This window comes from Carboxylicivirga taeanensis, assembly GCF_051851475.1.
Lineage (GTDB): Bacteria > Bacteroidota > Bacteroidia > Bacteroidales > Marinilabiliaceae > Carboxylicivirga > Carboxylicivirga taeanensis.
Map to the genome: position 1 here is coordinate 83,406 of NZ_JBPUSJ010000006.1, position 16,837 is coordinate 100,242.

Here is a 16,837-nt window from a genome sequence, read left to right on the forward strand (position 1 = left end):
GTGTCTCTCAGTTACAGAGAGTTATTTTATTAGTGTCATTTCATCAATGAGGTTGGTCGCACCTGCATATTTATCAATGATAAATAAAACGTAGCGGATATCCACATTGATACATTTTTGTAGTTCGTTTTCAAAGGCAATGTCACCACTCATGGCTTCCCAGTTGCCATCAAATGCCAGACCAAACAGGTGACCTTCTGCATTAATAACCGGGCTTCCACTATTTCCTCCGGTAATGTCATTGTCTGTTGTGAAACAAACCGGCATGTAGCCTGCTTCATCAGCATACTGGCCATAGTCTTTATTTTTCCAAAGCTCTTTCAGTTTGGCCGGTACCACAAATTCGAAGTTATCTGGATCTTCCTTTTCCATAATGCCTTCAACAGTTGTGTAGTGCTTGTAAACCACCCCATCTTTGGGTTCATAATCGCCCACTTTTCCGTAAGATAGACGCATGGTGAAGTTAGCATCCGGATAAAATACTTTATCGGCTTTCATCTCCATCAGGCCGGCAATAAACAGGCGGTTGTTTTTATTGATGCTGATAAGACTTTCTTGCTCCATTTGCTTAATCTCTTTGTACTTATCCAATGAGGACACACCAGCCTGATAGGCGAGATCTTTTTGCAATACCTTTAGCGAAGGTTTTTCGAGGAAGGCATTGAAGCGGGCTTCATCCATAAAAATGGATTTGTTGTACAGCTCGTCTGCAAACTTCTGGAAATCACCTTTAAATTTCTTATTAACGGTGTTGTAAAATGAAGGATGGTATTTTGTTTCGATATCATCGTTATACAATTTTAGCAAGGCACCAATTACTTTGCGGTCTGTTTCAGCATAGTAATTTTTGTAGAAGCTTTTACCGGCTTCTTTCAAGGCTTCAACAGCTGCGTTAATCTTCTCCTGATTTTCCTCTTCCAGAGCTTTCTCCAGTCCTTTTGCATTAAGCGCAAAGTAGAAAACTTCAGCGCCTCGTAATTGACATTCGGCAAGGAAAGAGGTAGCCGACATAAATGGAGCGCGTTGTTCATACGCTTTTTCAAGCTCACTCAGTACATTGCCATATTTGGCTTGGCGGGCTTTATCGGCGTTCACCCAGTTGGTAAACTCTTTTTCTAACTCGCGCTTTTGTCCGAGTACATTCAAGTTTTCTAAACCGCGGTTCATGCCGATACTGTTTTTCCAGTAGTTAGAGCTGCCGGCAAATTTAGACGCATACTGAATATTAACTTTTTCATTAGCGCGCATATCTTTTTGCCAAATGTCTTGCTTAATGCCGCGAGGTTTAATGCGGGCGTGGTTAATAATGTCCATGCGCTCTGTAATACCCCACGATGTAAGGTAACGCTCTGTGCTTCCCGGAAATCCAACCGTCATAGCGAAGTCGTCCTTTTGTACACCTTTTAATGATACAGGCAGGTGATGAGCTGGCTTATATGGTTTGTTGTTTTTTGAGTATTTAGCAGGTTTACCATCTGGTCCGCAGTATACTCTAAACATGCTGAAGTCGCCAGTGTGGCGCGGCCACATCCAGTTATCGGTATCAAAACCAAACTTACCAATTGATGATGGTGGTGCGCCAACAAAACGAACATCCTCAAATTTTTCGTAGGCAATCAGATAGAACTGGTTGCCTTCAAAATAGTCCTGTACTCTAATTTGATACGCGTTGCCTTTTTGTGCCTCTTCAATTAATTTAGCTGATACTTCTTTAATTTTTGCGGCCCGCTCAGCTTCAGTCATTCCCTCTTTTAGTTCAGCGTTTATATCGGCAGTTACGTCAGTCATGTATTTTAAAAATGTAACTGATAAGCCCGGAGCTGGCAGCTCTTCATCGAAGCTTTTAGCCCAAAAACCGTCTTTTAAATAGTTGTTTTCCACTGAGCTTAACTCCTGAATTTTGCCATACCCGCAGTGGTGGTTGGTCAGCACGAGTCCCTGATCGGAAATCAGCTCACCAGTACATCCGCGCCCGAAAATAACGATGGCATCTTTTAAACTGCTGTTATTGATGCTGTAAATTTCTTCTGCAGAAAGTTGTAAGCCCATCTCCTGCATTTTTTCCATATTTAACTTGTTGATGAGTGGCAGTAACCACATTCCCTCATCTGCCTTTGCAAATTGCACAAAACCCAGACAGGCAATAAGCCAAATCGCTGCTATTCTTCTCATAAATTGTGTTTTTAAGACATTAAGTTGCTTACAGATTTTTAGTCTTGCTATTAGTTGTAAATGAAAAACTTATAAACAATAAAACCCTTTTCAACTTATTGAGTCCGTTAATTTATCATCTAATTTTGGGAGCCAAAGATATAATTTTCTGGCAATTATGGGCAGGTAGTCGTCAATAGGCTTAATGAAATGCTGGATTTTCAATCTATCTGCCTGGTTGATGGTGATGACTTCAATTGGCAAATTAGATTAACACTAAAAAGCAATTAATAGTATCAATAATGTTAAATAATAAACAAAACGTTTGTGTTATCAAGAAAATTCATATTTTCATACTCATATTTAATCACTTAACTAAATGAATATGAAAAAAGAATTAATGGTCATGGCTGTGTTGGCTTTTTTAGCAACAGCTTCATTTGCTCAAACAGAAAAGGGTAAAGTAGTTTTCAGTGGTGCGTCAGATTTATCATTTTCTTCGATGAAATATCAACAAGAATATGATGGAGAAGATATGGGGGATGATTCGAAGATGAATACCTTTAATATTAAACCATCAGTGAGTTACTTTGTGATTGATAATTTATCTCTAGGTCTTGCACTTGATTTTGAAAGTCAAAAAGTTGAAGACTATAAAGAGACTTCGTTCATGGTTGGTCCTATGGTTCGTTACTATTTTGGGACTAGTAATATTAAACCATTTATTCAAGGTGATGTTATGTTCGGAAGCTATAAAGAGGACGACGATGGATGGGATAGTAAAAAAAAGCTTTCAGCCTGGGATCTTGGGGCTGGAGTTGCAATTTTTGTTAATGATTTTATCTCAGTTGATTTAGGTTTAGGTTATGTTTCACTTACGGCGACAGATGATGAGGATGATAAGAGTAAGGTTAAAGCAAGTGGGGTTGTATTTAACGGAGGTTTTTCAATTGTATTCTAAGTTGACTTTATATGATGTATAAAAAAGCCGGCCTTGTGCCGGTTTTTTTTATTTTGTTAATCTCCTTTACAGGAGTTGTTTTTATTTGTTACAAATGCATGGCGCGTCTTTAATTGAGATGCTTCTATCAAAAGAGCAATAAGCTGCGGTTGTGTTTGAGAATAGAATGGGCGCTATTCAAAAAGCCGCATTTGCTCGTCCAGCAAACGGAAGCTGCGCCGGTGGATGGATGAAATGCCATGCTCCTTAATGGCAGCCCGATGCGCCTTGGTGGGGTAGCCCTTATTTTTGTTCCAGGCATAATGCGGGTGTTGTTCGTGCATTGCTTCCATGTATTCATCGCGATGGGTTTTAGCCAGCACACTGGCAGCAGCAATCGACAGGTATTTGCCATCACCTTTAACAATGCAGCTGTGATTTATATCTTTATAAGGAATAAAGCGATTTCCATCAATCAGTAAATGTTGTGGTTTTATTTTTAATTGGTCAATGGCGCGGTGCATGGCCATATACGACGCTTTTAAAATATTTATTTCATCTATTTCCTGATGGTCGACAAATGCGACAGCCCAGGCAAGCGCCTCCTTTTCGATAATTGGCCGTAGTTTTTCCCGCTGTTTCTCGGTCAGCTGTTTAGAGTCGTTAAGCAATTCATGCTTAAAGTCCTGGGGGAGTATGACGGCTGATGCGACCACAGGGCCCGCTAAACAACCCCGTCCGGCTTCGTCACATCCTGCTTCAATTACATCTTTATTAAGGTAGGATAATAAATTTGCCATGTTTGATAAGTCAGTAGTTATTCTTCTTTTACCTCCTAACTAGCGTTCGTTGTAAATCACTTCCAGTACTGTTTGTCCAACAGCTTTCAAGGTATTTTTATCGATGTTATCCATATTATCATCATGGGTGTGCCAGTGGCTGCCAAAGCTGGTTGGTGAAGTCGGATCGTGCTGTATGATATCTATGCACGGAATATTGGTTAGCTGGTTGACGTAAACATGATCATCAGTTATCATGCCTCCCTGCTCGAAAACAAAGTATTGCCCATACCCTAAATCGGCTGCTGTATTCCAAACGCGATCGACGATTTCGGGCGCAAAATCGAGCGAATAGAGCTCTTTGTAGAAAAGGGCATTTTGTGCCCCCACCATGTCGAGCAGTATGCCGTAACGGGCGGTGTAATTTTGTTTGTGTGGATTTTTCCCCCAGTATTGGGAGCCCAGGCACCAAGTGTCTTCTTTGTAAGGTACATCCAGGTGGGCAGGTCGTCCGTAGTCTTCTGCATCGAAAAAGATGATATCGATCCCCAGCTGATGTCCTGCCTGTCCTATTTGACGGGCTATTTCCAGAAGTACCCCAACGCCGCTGCCTCCATCGTTGGCGCCATCGATTGGTGTATTGCGCTTAGCTGCATCTTTATCGTAGTCGGCAAACGGGCGAGTGTCCCAGTGCGCAAAGAGCAGGATGCGATTGCTTTTTTCGGGGTTGTATTGCCCAATGATGTTTTTTGCTTTGAGTACGGTGTTGTCGAACGCTATCACATCCGCCTCCTGAACGATGACATCGGCACCAAAGCGCTTTAGCTCACTGGCCAGGTAGTTGGCACAGGCTGCATGTTCGGCTGTGTTTGGCACACGGGGACCAAACGCCACCTGTTGCGCCACATAGTGGTAGGCCGAGTCACTGTTGAAAACGGGTGTTTCTACTTGTGGCGTTGTGCTTGCAGATACAGTTGTTGTCTTCTTGTCTTTTTTGCTGTTGCAGCTAAAAAAAAGCAGGCTGGAAATTAGTGCCAAACCTGCTGCTGTATGTTTTAGTGTCATTCGCATTTATTTTATGCTCCACTCGAAGCCATCTTTGGTGTCCTTTATTTCAACGCCTAAAGCTTGTAATTCATTTCTGATTTTATCAGCTGTTGCCCAATCTTTGTTTGCTTTGGCATCTATCCTTAAATTGAGAAGTAGATTGATGGTTTCACTCAGTAGCTCACCGTTGGCCTGATTGTCGCCTTCAGCAGTTGCTGGCAATCCAAGTATATTCACCACCATTTCCTTCATTAATTGCTTCAATACTTCCAAATCTTCGCTGGTGAGTGTTGCTTTTCCAGCCAGCATGCTGTTGATGTATTTTACAGCATCGAACAGATGCGCGATGAGGATAGGCGTATTCAAGTCATCGTTCAGCGCAGCATAGCATTTGTCTTTTAGTTCAGCAACCTGAAACGATGAACTATCTGAAGGTTGTAGCTTATCGAGTTTGCCGCATGCTTCAAGCAGCCGTTCTAAACCTTTTTGGGATGCTTGTAGTGCTTCATTCGAAAAGTCGAGTGTACTGCGGTAATGGGCTTGTAAAATAAAAAAGCGAACAGTCATTGGACTGTAGGCCTGGGCCAGTTTTTCATGCTCACCTGAAAACATTTGTTCCAGTGTAATGAAGTTACCCAGCGATTTTCCCATTTTTTGGCCATCAATGGTAATCATATTATTGTGCATCCAATAACGGGCTGGTGTGTGGCCATTGGTGACGGTACTTTGGGCAATTTCGCACTCGTGATGAGGGAACAATAAATCCATTCCACCTCCGTGAATATCAAATTCAGTACCCAGGTATTTAGCACTCATTGCAGAACACTCCAGGTGCCACCCTGGGAATCCGTCGCTGAAGCGCGATGGCCAGCGCATTATGTGTTCGGGACTGGCTTTTTTCCAGAGGGCAAAATCAAAGCTGTTGCGTTTTTCAGTCTGCCCATCCAACTCACGCGTTGTACTCAACAGGTCGTCGATGTTACGGCCGGAAAGTTGTCCGTAGTGATTGGATTGGTTGTATTTTTCAACATCGAAATAAACCGAGCCATTGCTTTCGTAGGCCAGCCCTTTTTTTAGAATATCCTCAACTATCTGCAGTTGTTCGATAATATGTCCGGACGCCCGAGGTTCAATGCTTGGCTTTTGCACGTTAAGCAGATCCATGTAATAGTGGTAGCGGTCGGTATAAAACTGAACCACTTCCATGGGCTCCAACTCCTCCAATCGGGCTTTTTTGGCAATTTTATCCTCACCAGTATCGGCATCGCTTTCCAAATGGCCTACATCTGTAATGTTACGTACATAACGAACTTTGTAGCCACTGTGCTTCAGGTATCTGAATAAAATATCAAAAGTAATTGCCGGGCGAGTATGGCCTAAATGGGGGTCGCCGTATACAGTAGGACCACATACGTACAAGCCAACATGCTTGGGATTAATGGCCTTAAATTCTTCTTTTTTACGCGAAAGAGTGTTGTATATAACTAATTTATTGTCCATGCTTGCAGAAACCTAATCATTGTTTAAACAAGCTGCTAAATTACAAAAATCTGATGAATGGCGATGCAGATGATTAGTAGATGTGTGCTTTTATCGCTCTTCCGTCTTTACCGCTTTGCCATTTTGATAATGGATAACTTTTATTAGTTGGTTGTCAGAGTTGTAAAAACAGTGTTTGCCGGTAAAAATTTTGCCGTTCAGGAAGAAGCCTTGCTTTTCAACCATGCCATGACGCGTGTACACCACATGGTTGCCAGTGCCATTAAAGGTATTGTACTCTTTTATTTCTATAGATTGTTGTGGAGCTACTTCTTCAGTGGTTATATTTTCGGTAATAGCTACGTTTTCCATGAATTCACCATTGTGGTAAACACGTTCGGTGACCAGCTTTCCTTTTTCATCATAAATTTTTAGCGTGCCAGTTGCTTTTCCGTTGGCCCATACGCCATCGTATTTCAGAACGCCATTTTCATGATAGTATTTTTGAGTGCCGGTTCGGTTGCCTGCATTATCATAATGCCAATCGTAGGCTAAGCGGCCATTTTTATTGTAGTACTTATAATTCCCCTGCCAGTGGTCGATGTGCCAAACTCCTTCCTCTGAGATTATGCCATTGTCGTAGTAAAATTGAGCAGGACCGATGGCTTTGCCATTTTTATAGGTGATTTTATGTTTTATATTTCCACTGGGAAAATAGCTAATCCAAGCGCCATCTTTCTGATCTGATATGTATTTGCCTTGCTCGAGTAGTTTATCTCCATTATTGTTAAATCGAATCCATAAGCCTTGTTTGCGATTTTGTATATCTGAGTAGTTGATGGTATCTCCGTTGTATACTTCGTAGGTTTGAGTCAAGGCAGAGCTGCTTATAATCAAGCATATAATAGTAATAGCTTGTCGCATTTTGTTTTTATATTGGGTGTTGTGTAGTTAAACTTATTCGTATTATCGACCTTTGTTTATACTGAAAAAACAGTAAAAGGTTATCGTAAGTTCAAAAGAAATAGAAAACCGAATAATTTCATACCTTTGATTGAAACTACCACAAGGTGTTTAACAATAGCCCGAGGCCGGTATATCCCTAACATATTGCCGGTACTATCCCCCCACACTTAAATTAATAATTATGGGAAAGAAGAAACAGAAGACATCAAGAAAAACAGAATTAAAACAATTGATACAAGGATTATTTTTTAATGATCCCAAACGCACATTTAATTACAAGCAAGTGTCCGGCTTGCTGGAGGTCAAAAAGAAAACAGGTCGTCAACAGGTGCAAATCATCCTCAATGAACTGTTTGAGTCAGGTTATTTAACGGAAGTAGCAGCCGGGAAGTACAAGCTGCTCAGCAGAGGTTCAACACTGACTGGTAAAGTGGACATGACGGCTACAGGTTCGGCCTATGTTGTTCCTGATGAGGAAAATGAAGGCGGGGATATTTTTATTCCTCGCAATAACATGAACCAGGCGCTGCATGGCGATCATGTAAAAGTATTTATGCATGCGAGGCGTCGTAATCGTCAGCCCGAAGGAGAGATTGTTGAGATATTAAAACGGAAGCGTGAGACCTTTGTTGGGGTCATGCAAATATCCAGAGGTTATGCCTTCTTAGTTGTCGACGACCGGGTGATGCCGCATGATATTTTTATTCCTCCAAAAGCATTGAAGGGTGCTAAAGATGGGCAAAAAGCCATTGCGCGGATTGTTGAATGGCCCCAAAGAGCCAAAAACCCGATTGGTGAAGTGGTGGACGTATTGGGAGATGTGGGTGACAACCAAACGGAGATGCACGCTATTTTGGCCGAGTTTAATCTGCCTTACCGTTACCCTCAGGAAGTTATTGATGAGGCCGAAACCATAAACGCAGAAATAAGTCCTGAAGAAATCAAACAACGTCGCGACTTTAGAGAGGTGACAACGTTTACGATTGACCCGGCTGATGCAAAAGATTTTGATGATGCCCTTTCTTTGCAAAAGCTCGATAATGGAAACTGGGAAGTGGGCGTTCATATTGCCGATGTAACTCATTATGTAGATACAAAGTCGTTGCTCGAAAAGGAAGCCTACGAGCGGGCCACCTCTGTTTATTTGGTAGATAGGGTGGTACCGATGTTGCCTGAGCGACTCAGTAACTTTATTTGTTCACTGCGTCCCGATGAAGAAAAGTTGTGCTTCTCGGCTGTGTTTGAGATGGACGAGCAGGCGAACGTTGTAAACAGTTGGTTTGGCCGAACAGTTATTTATTCCAACCGCCGCTTTACTTACGAGGAAGCCCAGGAGATTATCGAAACAGGTAAAGGCGACTTGGCTGATGAGGTACTGACCCTCGATAAGCTGGCAAAAGCTTTGCGTCAACAGCGTTTCAGGGACGGGTCGGTGGACTTTGAAAGAGTAGAGGTTAAGTTTAACCTGGATGACAAAGGAAAGCCCTTAGGTGTTTTCTTTAAGGAATCAAAAGATGCCAACAAGCTGATTGAAGAGTTTATGCTTTTAGCCAATAAAAAAGTAGCACAATTGATTGGCAACAAAGAGTTGGATAAAGGACACAGAGCAAAGGCAAAAACATTTGTATACAGGGTTCACGATGTACCAAATCCCGATAAGTTTGAGAATTTCGCATCTTTTGTGCGCCGTTTTGGTTATGAGGCCATGCCAAAAGGAATTGAAACAGTGAGTGCTTCGCTTAATCGTTTGCTGGAAGAGGTAAAAGGAAAAGGGGAGCAGAACCTGATTGAAACACTGGCTATCCGAACAATGGCCAAGGCCATCTACTCTACCCATAATATTGGGCATTACGGGTTGTCGTTTAAATTTTATTCGCACTTTACTTCGCCTATTCGACGCTATCCGGATATGATGGTGCATCGCCTCCTTCAGCATTACCTCGATGGCGGTCGTTCAGTAAGCGAAGAGGAGTATGAGGATAAATGTGAGCATAGTTCAGACATGGAACAACGGGCCGCCGATGCTGAAAGGGCATCCATAAAGTATAAGCAGGTAGAGTTTATGAAAGACCATGTTGGTGAGGCATTCGATGGCGTCATTTCAGGTGTAACCGAGTGGGGATTGTATGTCGAAATTATTGATAATAAGTGCGAAGGCATGATTCCAATTCGTGATTTGGATGATGACTTCTACCATTTTGATGAAGATAACTATTGCCTGGTAGGCAGAAAATATAACCGAACTTACCAGTTAGGCGATCAGCTAAAAGTTGTTCTTGCCAGTGCCAATCTTGAAAAGAAACAGCTTGATTTTGCATTGGCCGAAACAGATGCCAATTCGACTAAATAATTCGAGTAAATATAACAGGCTGTATAATAGTCATCTGTGGTGTGTAACTTTTTGAATGGCGTATTTTAGTGTTTTGATTAGGGAAAAGTATTCTTATTTTTGTAACCAGAATTAATTAATATAAGACGGGATGACGATAGGAGTTGCTTATCCATCTGAAACGACTAGTGATGGAATGCGCGTTGCAATAATTGAGGCGGCCAGAGAGCTGTTTGCAAAGTTTGGCTACAAAAAAACGACTATGGAAGATATTGCCCATGCACTGCGCAAGGGTAAAAGTTCTCTTTATTATTATTTTAAAAATAAGGAGGAAATCTTTCAGGCTGTTATCGAGTTGGAAAAGGATATACTTTTTACTGAACTGAATAAAGTAGTTGACTCGGATTTGCCCCCAAAAGATAAGTTCAAAGAATATGTAATTACTAGGATGAAAACCATTCATATGCTGGAGAATTACATGAAGGTTCTGAAAGATGATGCTTTGGGGGTTTATGATTTCTTTGATAAACTCAGAGGAAAAGGTGAGGCGGAAGAAGCGGCCCTGCTGACAAAAATGCTTGAAGAGGGACAGAAAGATGACAGCTTTTTGGTGAAGAATGTACATATGGCTGCAGTAGCCATTGCCATTGCACTGAAAGGATTGGAAGGTCCTCTTTTTCAGGCGATGGATAATTTTGATGATTTTAAAGTGCAGATAGATAATATTTTGAATATTCTGTTTTTTGGAATTGTTAAACGATGAACCAGGCAAAACATTAACCACCACACAATACAACCATATTATGCCAATTAAAATACCAGACGCATTGCCGGCGCGGCATGTTCTGGAAAGCGAAAATGTATTCGTTATTGGAGAAACAAGGGCGATTCATCAGGATATAAGGCCGTTGAAAATACTGATTCTTAACTTAATGCCATTAAAAATTGCCACGGAAACTCATTTGCTACGGGCACTTTCTAATAGTCCATTACAGGTTGAGGTGGATTTTCTGATGACATCGAGCCATGTATCCAAAAATACGCCCCGTGAGCATTTATTTGCTTTTTATAAGGTGTTTGATGAGGTGCGCTCATCAAAATACGATGGGATGATTATAACGGGAGCTCCCGTGGAGCTGATTGACTTTGAGGAGGTAAACTATTGGTCTGAACTAACCGAGATAATGGACTGGAGCAAAACCAATGTTACCAGTACTTTCCATATTTGTTGGGGGGCTCAGGCAGGATTATTTCACCATTATGGCATTAAAAAGTTTCCGTTGGCAAAAAAGATGTTTGGTATTTTTGAACATACAGTGGAGCAGCCCGAAGAGCCTTTAATGAGAGGATTTAATGATGTATACCATGCGCCGCACTCGCGTTACACCGAGGTGAAGGAAAGTGAGGTAGCAGCGCATCCCGATTTACTTATTCTGTCAAAGTCGGAGCAGGCCGGCGTGTACATGGTGATGTCAAAAGACCGGCGGCAAATATTTGTGACAGGTCACTCCGAATACGATGCAACAACGCTTCGCGAAGAGTATGAACGCGATGTAGCTAAGGGACTGGATATTGACGTTCCTTATAACTATTTTCCGGATGATGACCCGTCTAAAGAGCCCATGGTATTATGGAGAAGTCATGCCAGTTTATTGTATTCCAACTGGTTAAATTACTACGTATATCAGGCAACTCCATTTCAGCTTGAACAAATAAAATAGCTATGAAACACTTACTGGCCACCGATTTGGATGGAACCATTTTAGAGCATAAAGGCACATTTAATTCAGCAGATTTAGAGGTGCTCAACCAGCTGGGTGATGAAGGCGCTATTAGAGTGGTAGCTACAGGACGTACTTTACAATCGGCCCTTAGTGTACTGTGGGCTGATTTTCCCATTGACTACCTAGTGTTTTCATCGGGTGCGGGTATCTATTGCTGGAAAGAAAAACGAATATTGCAGACCAGACATTTGGGCTATCAAAGAGCGAAGCAGCTGGTGGCTGTTTTTCAAAAGCACCATGTTGAGTATACGCTGCATTATCCGATTCCGGAAAATCATCTGTTTTTTCACCCGGAAGGAGATGGTAAACATCCTGATTTTGAACGTTACCTTCAATTTAATCAGGCGCATGCAGAGCTGATAAATGGCTTAGTGCCTGAAATGGATTATACACAAACACTAGCCTTTATGCCTGATATGTCGGTTTTTCAAGCCATCGAAGCCCAGGTGCAGGATGTGAAGGTGGTGCGCGCTACATCACCCATTGATGGATGCAGCATTTGGATGGAGTGTTTTGATAAAGAAGTGTCAAAAGCCAATGGGATATTGGATGTTTGTCGATTGGAAAATATTGATGAGGCGAAGGTGGCTGTGGTTGGGAATGATTATAATGATTTGGATATGCTCAATAGGTTTGCGAATGCATTTGTGGTTGCTAATGCCCCACAAGAGCTTAAGCAGCAGTATACGCAACTGTGCTCCGTAGTTAATGCGCCCCTTAATGATTGGAAGTTGCGATTTAGTTTTTGACTTCAGCCGACAAGGGATAGCGGGTGTTGATAGCATCCACAAATACGGCTTTTACTGAACCGATCAAAATTTTGGCTTCCACAATAATGGGAATTCGGTTCGCGTCGTCTGTTACCCAAACCGTCATGTCTTCCCCGCTTTTGAAAATTGTTCCTTCAACCAGTAGTGGTGAAAACTTCAGACAGTTAAATTTTCTACCATCTCTGTTTTTAATAGTTTCTTTCCCCAGGTAGCGGATGTAAATATCATGTATCTCCCCATCAACAACCATGCTGATGGGTATTTTTTCATTCACCTGGTATTTAGAATAATCGATGTTGCGGGCTTTGTACACCATGGTCAGCAGGTCGAACGAGCATTTCTTCCAGTGCAGCACTGTGTCGCGCTGTTGTTCTTTTTCCTTTTGTATTGAGGCTTTAATCAGGCGTTGTTGTTTGTCAAATGTGTAATGGTAGTTTGCATGATAGCTGCCTTCGTTAGTGATACGTTTAAACTCTATAGGTTCCAGGTGCAGTGTATCCACCTTGGTTTCAAAGGTGTCGCGCACCTTGAACAGGAAGTCGTAGGAGCTATAGGTGGCGCCATGGGCCTTTAGGTGATAGGCGGGTGATGAGTTAACAGAGGTGGCGTCGACGCTAAAGGAAACGTGTCCGGCATTAATCCAAATAAAGCCCCAATTGTAATAGGCGTGGTATTTTACTAATTCACCCGCTCCAAAGGCTGTGTTAGTATCATTGCACTGGGCATTCAGTTGGACATTAAGGAGCAGCAGCAATACTGCCGAAACTATTTTCTGCATAAAATAAAATTAAAGTCAGGCTATTAACAAAAACAGTGCCTTTACGAAAGTGGGGCAGTGCTTATTTGTTAACTTCTCCGATTTTTGCCTCAATGGAAGCGATCTTTCCGGCTAAGCGGTTGCTTTTATCTTTTTGGGCATCAATGTTAATGGAGCAGTACACGCGTTTAGACAGAGGCTCAAGTAAGTCATAGCTTTCCTGTACAATTTTGAGAGCCTGCTCCATGGTATCTGTTTCAATGGTTGTGCCCATTGGGTTTAACTTATAGCTAACGCCACTTTGCTTGATGTGCTTAATAATCTGACTGACGTACTGGCTAACGCTGTCGCCTTTGTCGGTTGGAAACATGGCAAAGTTAAGGAGTACTGACATTATTCTTCTTTTTTCTTGGGTTTACGAAATTCAAGAGAGAACTGATCGGTGTTAAATTCTGTCGGGTCCCATTTGTCGTAATATTCTTCCCAGTTCTTTCTAACAATTAGTTTTTTTGGAAAATACATCAGTTGTTCAGGCTGGATGCGGTTGTAGTAGTCGCCGCTGTCCCATTGTCCATTCATGTTGCTGTCTTCCACAATGCGCAACATGTACTCACCTGGGTTAAGGTAGCGAAAGCCAATTTTTCCTGCTTTATTTCGGATGTATGTTTGCTGAACAACCATCTCTTTGCGGTTGAGTATCTGTACCAGCCAATTCTCTTGTGGGTTAGCAATGTCAATAAACAGGGTCCCGTAACTGTCCAGCGATTTTACTGAAAACTGGAGGTTAATGGAGTCATTCACCAGTCCGTATACATCGGCTATGGCTGCTGAGTCGATAATCATTTCGTATTTAACGCCCGGCTCCCAATCGTTTTTGATGGTGTAGTCGAGTATGGCCAGTTTGTTTTGGATGAGTTCAAATGTTTCCTGCTCAGGAATGGTGTCTTTATGATTGTAGAGCTTGATGGCATTTGTGTTAAACCTTAGGGCCGGAGCGGGCAACGAAAAGTGGAACTGACCAAATACATCAATTCTGTTTTTAATGTTACGCAGGTTAATGGTTGGTACTGGCTCGGGTTCAGCATCCTTTTTTCTTTTTTTCTTCTTCTCCTTTACCTCAAAAAAGTACATAGCAATGGTATCTGTTTTGGTATAAGGCTGGTCAAGGGAGTCGCGCATCAGATAACTGAGTGCCACCGAAAGAGAATCCTGATTGTAATAGGTACTGTCTTTCAGCCAGAAGGATACGGTGTCATTATTGAGCGAGCGATCCATCATGAAGATATCCAACTCGTCCTGACCGGTTAATGCTAGCTGTGCATTTTCTTCCAGTGGACGGTTAAAATAATAGGTTAGTTTAGCGCGTTCTTTGCGTTCTTCACTTAAAAGATATTGTTCCTTATAGTCGTGCTGAAACTTAAATAGTTGGATGCTGTCTGGTGTGTAAACCAGTTTTTCGTAATAATGCAACGAATCAGTTTCGAGCGAATCAATACGAATGGTGTCTACAAACTGGCGGTACTCAAAACCTGGTTCTACAATAAGGTCCGACCAAGCCATGGCTTCTCCCGGTTGATCAAATAAATAGTTGCGATTAGCATCGTCAAGGGCATAAATACGATAGCTGCCAGGGCTGACATTGAGAATGCTGAAACGTCCTTGCTTGTTGGTTTTGGCCATGCGTACCGGCACTAACTTATGAATGGCCGTATCGTTGAGATTATTGTGCAGAAATACCAGCGTGCCCTCCGACGGCGATAGGTCATCGGCATCGTAAATATTTCCGGATACCTGCAGCGAATCAATGTACTCACCGGTTGAAAAAGAGAATGAATAGTTTTCCAGAATATTTCCTTCGTTATTGTCGACAATTGCATCAGCAAAATCTAACGTATAAGTAGTGTTTGGCTGCAAGTCTTCTTCGAAAGTAACCATTAAACGATTGCCACGCGCTTCAACAATGGGTTGCTTGTTCACCGGTGGCGATACCACAAATTTGGAGCGGTAATCCTTAAGTTGAATCAGCTCATCAAATTCAACGTAAATGGTTTTCTTCTTATAATTAAGGGCATTTGCTTCAGGTATTGAACTAACAACTGTTGGTGGAGTTTCGTCTTTCGCACCACCTGTAGGCATTCCGACATTGGCACAATACCAAAATAGCTGGGTGATAGTAACTAGTATGGCCAGATGAAATATTCTTTTCTTCAAAACAGATACTTTTTTATTCGTCACAAATTTATAAAGATTATGCATTAATGTGCTATACAATGATCATCTCCCGCTGTTTTTGACATTGTTTAAGGCTAAGAGGGTTCATTGCAGACCAGTTAAAAAATAATAACTTTGTGCCTGGAGCTTAAAGAATACTGTTAGTTATGGAGAAAAATACAGAAAAACCATCGTCCAATAAGTTGATGTATGTAATTGGTGCCGTGGCACTGCTTGTAATTGCCGTGTTGCTGTATTTGTTTATTTCAAATAAACAACAATATCAGGCTGTGGTTGAGGAAATGACCGAGGAAAAAATAATATTAACAGAAGAGTTTCAGTCTTTGGCTTTGGATTATGATTCGCTGCATAGCAATAATGATACTTTAAACTTGCAGTTGGAACAGGAACGAGAAAAGATTACCCATCTGATTGAGGAAATAAAAACCATTAAGGCTACCAACGCCAAAAAGATACGGGAGTATAAAAAAGAATTGTCCACGCTTCGTGGGGTCATGCGTAATTTTGTGGTTCAGATAGACTCCTTAAACAGACGTAATGAAGAGTTGGTGCAGGAAAATATTCAATACAGAAAAGAACACGATAAAATTACCCAATCGTATAAAGAGCTCGAAAAGGTAAAGGAAAAGCTAGATAAAAAGGTGGAGATTGCTTCTCAGCTGGAAACCCGAAACATGGAGCTCACCGGCTTGAACTCTCGCGGAAATGATACCAAAAAGATAAGAAGCATTTCGAAAATAAGGATGTGCTGTACCATCGAAGAGAATGTAACTGCTACGGTTGGGATGAAAACCGTCTACATCCGAATTCTTCGTCCTGATGAGGCTTTGTTGATGACATCAGCTGATAATCTCTTTGAGTATGAGGGAGAAGAAATTAATTTCTCAGCCAGTCGTGAGTTTGAATATGGTGGCGAGGATGTGTATGTTTGTGTGTTTTATCCGGTAGCTGACGGAGAACTGCTTAAAGGCGTTTATGTGGTCGATGTTTTTGTTGATGGCTTTAATATTGGCACAGGGTCTTTCGAATTAAAATAGTAATAGCATCATTTGCTTTAAATATTAAACGGGAAGCAGTCGCTTCCCGTTTTCTTTCCTGGCAAAGTGATGAGTATTTTCCACTTACACCTCTTCATTGATACTGGCTAAGCCAGTTGTCGCTTCTTGTAGAAGCCCCCATTTGTATCGGATGTGATATATTTTTTTGTTGCAGTTCCTGTAAATATTTTTGTAGAGCTCTCCGGGTAGTTTAAAAAGCTTTGGTAAAATTTGACCTGTTCGAAGTAGTTCAGCTTTAATTTGGTTGGGCTCATCAAAAATCGGCGAATCCAAAAATTAACAGGGTCATACATGTTGACAACCTGAAGACCCTTAATCTTTAAAAAGTAGTCTAAAAGGAGCTCCTTGCTGTATTTATTTTTGGTAATCTGTTGTAACGATGATAGGGTTGCTTCTTTTTCTGTATTGCCCCCAGGAAACAGCACCTTTTCCAGTTCTTTAGAAGCATTTCTCTCAGCTAAAAGTGTCATCCCTTTTTTCCAGAACCATAGTCCGAAACCAAGAAGTACGAATATAATTATGAATAGCGTTATCATGTTGCCTTT

15 protein-coding genes are annotated in these 16,837 nt (G+C 41.6%); 6 read left to right on the plus strand and 9 right to left on the minus strand.

Going from position 1 to position 16,837, the window contains the following annotated elements; all coding sequences use genetic code 11:
- Nucleotides 1-21: 21 nt before the first annotated feature.
- Complete coding sequence (locus tag ACSX1H_RS10830) at nt 22-2,172, minus strand: S46 family peptidase (RefSeq protein WP_439183888.1); 2,151 nt, start codon at nt 2,170-2,172, stop codon at nt 22-24.
- Between the two features lie 364 nt (nt 2,173-2,536).
- On the opposite strand from ACSX1H_RS10830, the gene ACSX1H_RS10835 reads away from it, so the two are divergent.
- A complete protein-coding gene (locus tag ACSX1H_RS10835) occupies nt 2,537-3,112 on the plus strand; it encodes an outer membrane beta-barrel protein (protein ID WP_439183889.1) in 576 nt (191 codons plus the stop codon).
- Between the two features lie 173 nt (nt 3,113-3,285).
- On the opposite strand, the gene rnhB is transcribed toward ACSX1H_RS10835, so the two are convergent.
- The 4 genes from rnhB to ACSX1H_RS10855 all read right to left on the minus strand — a co-directional run bounded on the left by rnhB (nt 3,286) and on the right by ACSX1H_RS10855 (nt 7,320).
- The gene (rnhB, locus tag ACSX1H_RS10840; protein ID WP_439183890.1) at nt 3,286-3,891 is read right to left on the minus strand and encodes a ribonuclease HII; all 606 of its coding nucleotides are present in this window, start codon (nt 3,889-3,891) and stop codon (nt 3,286-3,288) included.
- A 39-nt stretch (nt 3,892-3,930) separates the two neighbouring features.
- Nucleotides 3,931-4,935, minus strand: coding sequence for a M28 family peptidase (locus tag ACSX1H_RS10845; RefSeq protein WP_439183891.1), 1,005 nt, complete (start codon nt 4,933-4,935; stop codon nt 3,931-3,933).
- 6 nt (nt 4,936-4,941) lie between these two features.
- Nucleotides 4,942-6,417 (minus strand): cysteine--tRNA ligase, encoded by a 1,476-nt coding sequence (gene cysS, locus ACSX1H_RS10850; protein ID WP_439183892.1) that lies wholly within the window; start codon nt 6,415-6,417, stop codon nt 4,942-4,944.
- A gap of 90 nt (nt 6,418-6,507) precedes the next feature.
- A complete protein-coding gene (locus ACSX1H_RS10855; RefSeq protein WP_439183893.1) occupies nt 6,508-7,320 on the minus strand; it encodes a toxin-antitoxin system YwqK family antitoxin in 813 nt (270 codons plus the stop codon).
- Nucleotides 7,321-7,543: 223 nt separating this feature from the next.
- Here ACSX1H_RS10855 and rnr point away from each other — a divergent pair, with 223 nt between their 5' ends.
- The 4 genes from rnr (at nt 7,544) to ACSX1H_RS10875 (ending at nt 12,224) form a co-directional block, all read left to right on the plus strand.
- On the plus strand, nt 7,544-9,712 hold the full coding sequence (gene rnr / locus ACSX1H_RS10860) for a ribonuclease R (protein ID WP_439183894.1): 2,169 nt from the start codon (nt 7,544-7,546) through the stop codon (nt 9,710-9,712).
- Nucleotides 9,713-9,842: 130 nt separating this feature from the next.
- Nucleotides 9,843-10,454 carry a TetR/AcrR family transcriptional regulator gene (locus ACSX1H_RS10865; protein ID WP_439183895.1) on the plus strand — a complete coding sequence of 204 codons (612 nt, stop codon included), beginning with the start codon at nt 9,843-9,845 and terminating at the stop codon, nt 10,452-10,454.
- A gap of 40 nt (nt 10,455-10,494) precedes the next feature.
- Nucleotides 10,495-11,412, plus strand: coding sequence for a homoserine O-acetyltransferase MetA (gene metA, locus ACSX1H_RS10870; protein ID WP_439183896.1), 918 nt, complete (start codon nt 10,495-10,497; stop codon nt 11,410-11,412).
- Nucleotides 11,413-11,414: 2 nt separating this feature from the next.
- The gene (locus tag ACSX1H_RS10875; RefSeq protein WP_439183897.1) at nt 11,415-12,224 is read left to right on the plus strand and encodes an HAD family hydrolase; all 810 of its coding nucleotides are present in this window, start codon (nt 11,415-11,417) and stop codon (nt 12,222-12,224) included.
- Here ACSX1H_RS10875 and ACSX1H_RS10880 read toward each other — a convergent pair.
- The 3 genes from ACSX1H_RS10880 to ACSX1H_RS10890 form a co-directional block, all read right to left on the minus strand.
- Nucleotides 12,214-13,023: a DUF3108 domain-containing protein gene (locus tag ACSX1H_RS10880; RefSeq protein ID WP_439183898.1), complete on the minus strand. Its 810-nt coding sequence runs from the start codon at nt 13,021-13,023 to the stop codon at nt 12,214-12,216. The genes ACSX1H_RS10875 and ACSX1H_RS10880 overlap by 11 nt on opposite strands.
- 61 nt (nt 13,024-13,084) lie before the next feature.
- Nucleotides 13,085-13,396: an MTH1187 family thiamine-binding protein gene (locus ACSX1H_RS10885; RefSeq protein WP_439183899.1), complete on the minus strand. Its 312-nt coding sequence runs from the start codon at nt 13,394-13,396 to the stop codon at nt 13,085-13,087.
- Nucleotides 13,396-15,213 (minus strand): Ig-like domain-containing protein, encoded by a 1,818-nt coding sequence (locus ACSX1H_RS10890; RefSeq protein WP_439183900.1) that lies wholly within the window; start codon nt 15,211-15,213, stop codon nt 13,396-13,398. Before ACSX1H_RS10890 ends, ACSX1H_RS10885 begins: the two co-directional genes overlap by 1 nt.
- Nucleotides 15,214-15,380: 167 nt before the next feature.
- On the opposite strand from ACSX1H_RS10890, the gene ACSX1H_RS10895 reads away from it, so the two are divergent.
- Nucleotides 15,381-16,271, plus strand: coding sequence for a DUF8429 coiled-coil domain-containing protein (locus ACSX1H_RS10895; RefSeq protein WP_439183901.1), 891 nt, complete (start codon nt 15,381-15,383; stop codon nt 16,269-16,271).
- A 107-nt stretch (nt 16,272-16,378) separates the two neighbouring features.
- On the opposite strand, the gene ACSX1H_RS10900 is transcribed toward ACSX1H_RS10895, so the two are convergent.
- Nucleotides 16,379-16,828 carry a hypothetical protein gene (locus ACSX1H_RS10900; protein ID WP_439183902.1) on the minus strand — a complete coding sequence of 150 codons (450 nt, stop codon included), beginning with the start codon at nt 16,826-16,828 and terminating at the stop codon, nt 16,379-16,381.
- Between the last annotated feature and the right edge of the window lie 9 nt (nt 16,829-16,837).